At 73.9% G+C, this 6,452-nt stretch carries 2 protein-coding genes; both read left to right on the top strand.

Features of this window, described 5'->3' with window-relative positions; genetic code table 11:
• Positions 1 to 4,083: SDR family NAD(P)-dependent oxidoreductase (locus tag ACWCV3_RS28405; protein ID WP_451230059.1), on the top strand; the 4,083-nt coding region annotated here is incomplete at its 5' end.
• Positions 4,084 to 4,108: 25 nt separating this feature from the next.
• The coding region (locus tag ACWCV3_RS28410; protein WP_451230062.1) for a type I polyketide synthase at positions 4,109 to 6,452 on the top strand (2,344 nt) is incomplete at its 3' end.

The raw sequence follows: 6,452 nt of genomic DNA on the forward strand, positions 1-6,452 counted from the left end.
CCCGCCGTCCGCACCCTCGCGGACCAGGGCCACCAGGTCTTCATCGAGGTCTCCCCGCACCCGGTCCTCACCGGCGCCATCACGGACACGCTGGAGGAGACGGCCACACTGCCCGGCGCGGTGTGTGGAACCCTGCGCAGGGACGACGACAGCACGGCCCGGATCGTGACCTCGCTGGCCGAGGCATGGACCCACGGCGCGTCCGTCGACTGGACGAAGGTGCTGCCCGCAGCGGAGTCCGTCGAACTGCCGACGTACGCCTTCCAGCACGAGCGCTACTGGCCGAAGGCGGCGGTGTCCTCGGGCGGCGACGCGTCCTCGCTGGGCCTGGGCGCGGTGGAGCACCCGCTGCTCAGCGCGACGGTGGAACTGGCCGATGGCGCGGGAGTCGTGTGCACCGGCCGTCTGTCGGTGCGGACGCACCCGTGGCTGGCCGATCACCGCGTCGGCGGGGTGATCCTGCTGCCGGGCACCGGGTTCGTGGAACTGGCTGTTCAGGCGGGCGACTTGGTGGGCTGCGGGGTGCTGGAGGAACTCACCCTTCAGGCGCCGCTCGTCGTGCCGGAGTCCGGTGGGATCCAGGTCCAGGTCGTGGTGGCTGCGGCGGACGGTGACGGGCGTCGCGGCGTGGAGGTCTTCTCGCGGGCCGCCGGTTCCCAGGAGCCGTGGGTCCAGCACGCCGAGGGCGTGCTCGCCCCGGCCGGGCGGCCCGTGGACGTCGGTGACGAGTTTACCGTCTGGCCGCCGAGCGGTGCCGACGCGGTGGACGTCAGCGGCATGTACGACACGCTGGAGACGAACGGGTACGGCTACGGCCCGGCGTTCCAGGGGCTGAAGGCGGTGTGGCGGCGCGACGGCGATGTGTACGCCGAAGTCGCGCTGGCGCAGGACGAGGCTTCGCAGGCCACCGCCTTCGGTCTGCACCCGGCGCTGCTCGACGCGGTGCTCCACGCCTCTTCGCTCGCCGGCGCCGAAGAGGGCGGGGTGCGGCTGCCGTTCGCGTGGACCGGCGTGGAGCTGTACGCAACCGGCGCGTCCGTCCTGCGGGCGCGGATCCGCCGGGACGAGCAGGGCAGCCTGACCCTGGCCGCCGCTGACGCCACCGGCGCTCCGGTGGTCTCGGTGGCCTCGCTGATCACTCGCGCGGTGACGGCCGAGCAACTGAAGGCGGCTGAAACCGGGCCGACGGACTCGCTGTTCACCATCGAATGGGCCCCGCTCGCCGAGAGCGCCGTCCCGGTGGGGGAGTGGGCGCTGATCGGCGCCGACCGCTTCGGCCTGGTCGACGCCCTGGCCGGCACCGGCGTTCAAGTGAGGCCGTTCACCGACTTGACAGAGCTGGCCGAGGCGGCGGAGTTCGCTCCCGGCGTGGTGCTGGCCTGCGCCGGTACCGGGCAGCCGAACGGCGACGACGCGGCGCGGGCGGCGCAGGAGGCCACCGGCGAGGCGCTGGCGCTGGCGCAGGGCTGGCTGGCCGAAGAGCGGCTGGAGTCGGCCTGCCTGCTGGTCGTCACGCGCGGCGGTGTGGCCGCCTCGGCCGGCGAGCGCGTCACGGACCTGGCGGCAGCCGCCGTCTGGGGTCTGCTGCGCTCGGCGCAGTCGGAGAACCCGGGCCGGATCGTGCTGGCCGACCTGCCTGCCGACGGCGCCGCCGACCGGTCCGCCGCCGCGCTGCCGACGGCGCTGGCCGACGGCGAGGCGGAACTCGCCGTCCGTGGCACGACCGCCTACGGCAGGCGTCTGACCCGCCCGTCCGGCGACCTGGCGATGCCGGAGGGCGCGTGGCGGCTGGTGCCGGACGAGGGCGGCTCGCTGGACGGGCTGCGGTTCGAGTCCGCTCCTGAGCCGGTCGGCGCGGTGCCCGCCGGGCACGTCCGGGTGGCGGTGAAGGCCGCGGGCCTGAACCTCCGGGACGTGCTGATCGGCCTGGGCATGTACCCGGGCGGCGGAGTGCTCGGCAGCGAGGTCTCCGGTGTGGTCGTCGAGACCGGGCCGGGGGTCACCGCCCTCGCGGTCGGCGACCGGGTGATGGGCGTGGCGGACAGCGGGTTCGGCCCGCTGGTCGTCACCGACGCCCGGCACCTGGTGCGCATCCCGGAGCAGTGGACCTACGCCGAGGCCGCGTCGGTGCCCAGCGCCTTCATGACGGCCTGGTACGCGCTGGTCGAGCTGGCGGGTGTCCGTGCAGGTCAGCGGGTGCTGATCCACGCGGGCGCCGGTGGCGTGGGCATGGCCGCCGTGCGGATCGCGCGGCACCTGGGTGCCGAGGTGTTCGCGACGGCGAGCCCGGCGAAGTGGCCGGTGCTGGAGCGGATGGGTCTGGACGCCGAGCACATCGCGTCGTCGCGTGACGCGGGCTTCGAGGAGGCGTTCGCGGCGGGCGTGGACGTGGTCGTCAACTCGCTGGCCGGTGAGCTGATCGACGCGTCACTGCGGCTGCTGCCGCGCGGCGGGGCGTTCGTCGAGATGGGCGCGACCGATCTGCGCGACGCGGACACGGTGGCGGCGGAACACCCCGGCGTCACGTACCGGCCGTTCAACCTGGCAGAGGCCGGTCCGGAGGGTCTCGGTGCCATGCTGTCGGAGATCAGCGCGCTGATGGATCAGGGCGCGCTGTCGCTGCTGCCGGTGCGGGCGTGGGACGTGCGGCGGGCGAGGGAGGCGTTCCGGTTCATGTCGCAGGCCAAGCACACCGGCAAGATCGTCCTGACGATCCCGGCGACCCCCGTGGCCGCCCGGATTCCGGCGCCGACGGCCGCACGGACGGCCCTGGTGACCGGTGGCACCGGCACCCTGGGCAGCCTGGCGGCACGTCACCTGGCGGCAACCGGCCGCGCCGACTCGCTGGTGCTGACCAGCCGTTCGGGCGCCGGCGCGCAAGGCGTGGCCGAACTGGCCTCACAGCTCGCGGAGTCGGGCACCTCGGTGCGCGTGGTCGCGTGTGACACGGCCGAGCGCGACGACCTGGCGAAGGTCCTCGCCGACATCCCGGCCGAGGCCCCGCTGCGCACCGTCATCCACACCGCCGGTGTCCTCGACGACGGCACGATCGGCTCGCTGACGGCGGACCGGGTGGCGTCGGTGATGCGGCCCAAGGCGGACGGCGCGTGGAACCTGCACGAGCTGACCCGCCACCTCGACCTCGACCACTTCGCCCTGTTCTCCTCGGCGGCGGCGGCGTTCTCCAGCCCCGGCCAGGGCAACTACGTCGCGGCGAACGCGTTCCTCGACGCGCTGGCCGCCGACCGCAGGGCCGCCGGTCTCCCGGCGACCTCCCTGTGCTGGGGTCTGTGGGCCGAGGCAAGCGCGCTGACCGGGCAGCTCACGGACAGCGAGCGGGCCCGTATCAACCGGGGCGGCATCAGCGCGCTGAGCGCCGAGGAGGGCCTCGCCCTCCTCGACGCGGCGGTCGCCCGCGACGAGGCCGTCCTCGTCCCGGCCCGGCTCGACCTGGCCGGACTGCGCGCCCAGTCCGCGCGCAGCACTGAAGTCCCGTCGCTGTGGCGGGCACTGGTCGGCGCGGGCACCGGCCGACGGACGGCGGCGTCCGGCAGCAGCCCGGCCGGACCCGAGGCACTGCACCGGGAGCTGGCCGGCCTGTCCGAGCAGGAGCGGGAGGTACGGCTCGTCGACCTGGTCCGCGCCCACGCGGCGGCCGTCCTCGGACACGCCTCCGCCGGCGCGGTCGAGACCACCCGGGCCTTCACCGACCTGGGATTCGACTCGCTGACTGCCGTCGAACTGCGCAACAGGCTGAGCGGCGCGACCGGGACGCGGCTCCCGGCCACCCTCGTCTTCGACTACCCCAATCCGGCCGAACTGGCCGTGTTCCTCGGGCAGAAGCTGGCGCCGCAGCTCGGCGACAGCGACCGGGCGGACGCGCCGGACGCCGCCGAGTCGACGCTCCGTAAGGCGCTCGCGACCGTGCCGCTGGCCCGCTTCCGCGAGGCGGGGCTGATGGAGGCCCTGATGCAGCTCGCGGGTGTCCGCGAAGAAGCCCTGGCCTCCGACACGGTCGAGGACATCGACGCTCTCGACGCCGAGAGCCTGATCCGCATGGCCCTGGACGGCGAGTCGGAATGAAGTCTCTGAACATCAGCGCGTGCGCGTGGAGGAAGCGATGACCGGAACACCTGACAAGCTCCTGGAAGCGCTGCGGGCATCCGTCAAGGAGACGGAGCGCCTCCGGCAGCGCAACCGCCTGCTGGTCGAGGCGTCGTCCGCACCCGTGGCCATCGTCGGCATGAGCTGCCGGCTCCCGGGCGGGGTGACCTCGCCCGAGGAGCTGTGGGAGCTGCTCGGCGCGGGCGGCGACGCCATCTCCGGCTTCCCCACCGACCGTGGCTGGGACACCGAGAGCGTGTACGACCCGGACCCCGACCACCAGGGCACCTCCTACGTGGTCGAGGGCGGGTTCCTCGACGGCGCGGCGGACTTCGACGCCGGACTGTTCGGGATCAGCCCGCGCGAGGCCCTCGCCATGGACCCGCAGCAGCGGCTGCTCCTCGAAGCGTCGTGGGAGGCGCTGGAGCGCGCCGCGGTCACCCCCGCCTCCCTGCGCGGCTCGACGACCGGCGTCTTCGTCGGCGTCGCCCCCACCGACTACGTGGGCCACCCCGGCCTGCGCAGCATCGAAGGCATCGAGGGGCACCTGACGACGGGAGGCGCGGCCAGTGTGATGTCGGGCCGCATCTCCTACCTGCTCGGCCTCCAGGGGCCCGCCGTGTCCATCGACACCGCGTGCTCCTCCTCCCTGGTGGCCCTGCACATCGCCGCCCAGGCCGTGCGCTCCGGCGAGTGCTCGCTCGCGCTGGTCGGCGGCGTCACGGTGATGGCCTCGCCCCTCGGCTTCATCGGCTTCTCCCGGCAGCGCGGCCTCGCCGAGGACGGCCGCTGCAAGGCGTTCTCCGCCCAGGCCGACGGCATGGGCATGGGCGAGGGCGTGGGCATGCTGGTGCTGGAGCGGCTGTCCGACGCCCAGCGCAACGGCCACCCGGTCCTCGCCGTGATCCGCGGCTCGGCGATCAACCAGGACGGCGCGTCCAACGGCATGACCGCGCCCAACGGCCCCTCCCAGCAGCGCGTCATCCGCGCAGCCCTCGCCAACGCGCACGTGGCGGCGACCGACGTGGACGTCGTCGAGGCACACGGCACCGGCACCGCCCTCGGCGACCCGATCGAGGCGCAGGCCCTGCTCGCGACCTACGGCCAGGACCGTCCGGAGGACCGTCCGCTGTGGCTGGGTTCGGTGAAGTCGAACATCGGGCACCCCCAGCAGGCGGCTGGTGTGGCCGGCGTGATCAAAATGGTGCTGGCCCTCCAGCACGAACAACTCCCGCGCACCCTGCACGCCGACGAGCCGTCCCCGCACATCGACTGGACCGAGGGCCAGGTACGGCTCCTCACCGAGGCGCGCTCGTGGCAGCCCGGCGAGCGGCCCCGCCGCGCGGGCGTCTCCTCCTTCGGTATCAGCGGCACCAACGCCCACGTCATCCTGGAAGAGGCGCCCGCCGACGACCCTGAGCCCGAGCCGACGACGGCACCGGTGATTCCCGTGGTGTCGGGTGCAACCGCCTGGCTGGTGTCGAGCCGCTCGGCCGCCGGTCTCGCGGACCAGGCGGACCGGCTGCGTGAGTGGGTGACGGCCCGGCCCGAACTGGAACCGGCCGACGTGGCCTGGTCGTTGGCGGCGACGCGTTCGGTGTTCGAGCACCGGGCCGTGGTGCTGGGTGCGGAGGGGCTGGAGTCCCTGGCCGGGGGTGTGGCCAGTGGTGATGCGGTGTCGGGGGTGGCACGGTCCGGAGCGCGACCGGTGTTCGTGTTCCCGGGTCAGGGTTCGCAGTGGCTCGGCATGGGTTGTGAACTGGCTGAGGTCAGCCCGGTGTTCGCGGCGCGGCTGGCGGAGTGTGAGGCGGCGCTGTCGCCTCACGTCGAGTGGTCGCTGAGGGATGTGCTGGCGGGTGCGGAAGGCGCTCCGGCGCTGGAGGCGGCTGATGTGGTGCAGCCGGTGCTGTGGGCGGTGATGGTGTCGCTGGCTGCGGTGTGGGAGGCGGCCGGTGTGGCACCGGACGCCGTGGTGGGTCACTCGCAGGGTGAGATAGCGGCGGCGACGGTCGCGGGGATGCTGTCGCTGGAGGACGGCGCGCGGGTAGTGGCCCTCAGGTCGCGGTCGCTCAAGGTATTGGCAGGCGCTGGCGGCATGCTGTCCGTGGCCGCCTCCGCCTCGCAGGTAGAAGGCCGGTTGGACGACCGTGTCGCGCTGGCGGCGGTCAACGGCCCGGCGGCAGTGGTCGTCTCGGGCGAGCCGCAGGCTCTGGAAGAGCTGAAGGCGCAGTTCGAGTCCGAGGGCGTCCGGGCGCGCATGGTCGCGGTGGACTACGCGTCCCACGGCCCGCAGGTCGACCGTCTGGAAGCGGAGATCCGAGAGGTCCTGTCGGGCATAGCCCCGCGTC

Source organism: Streptomyces sp. NPDC001781 (assembly GCF_053596035.1).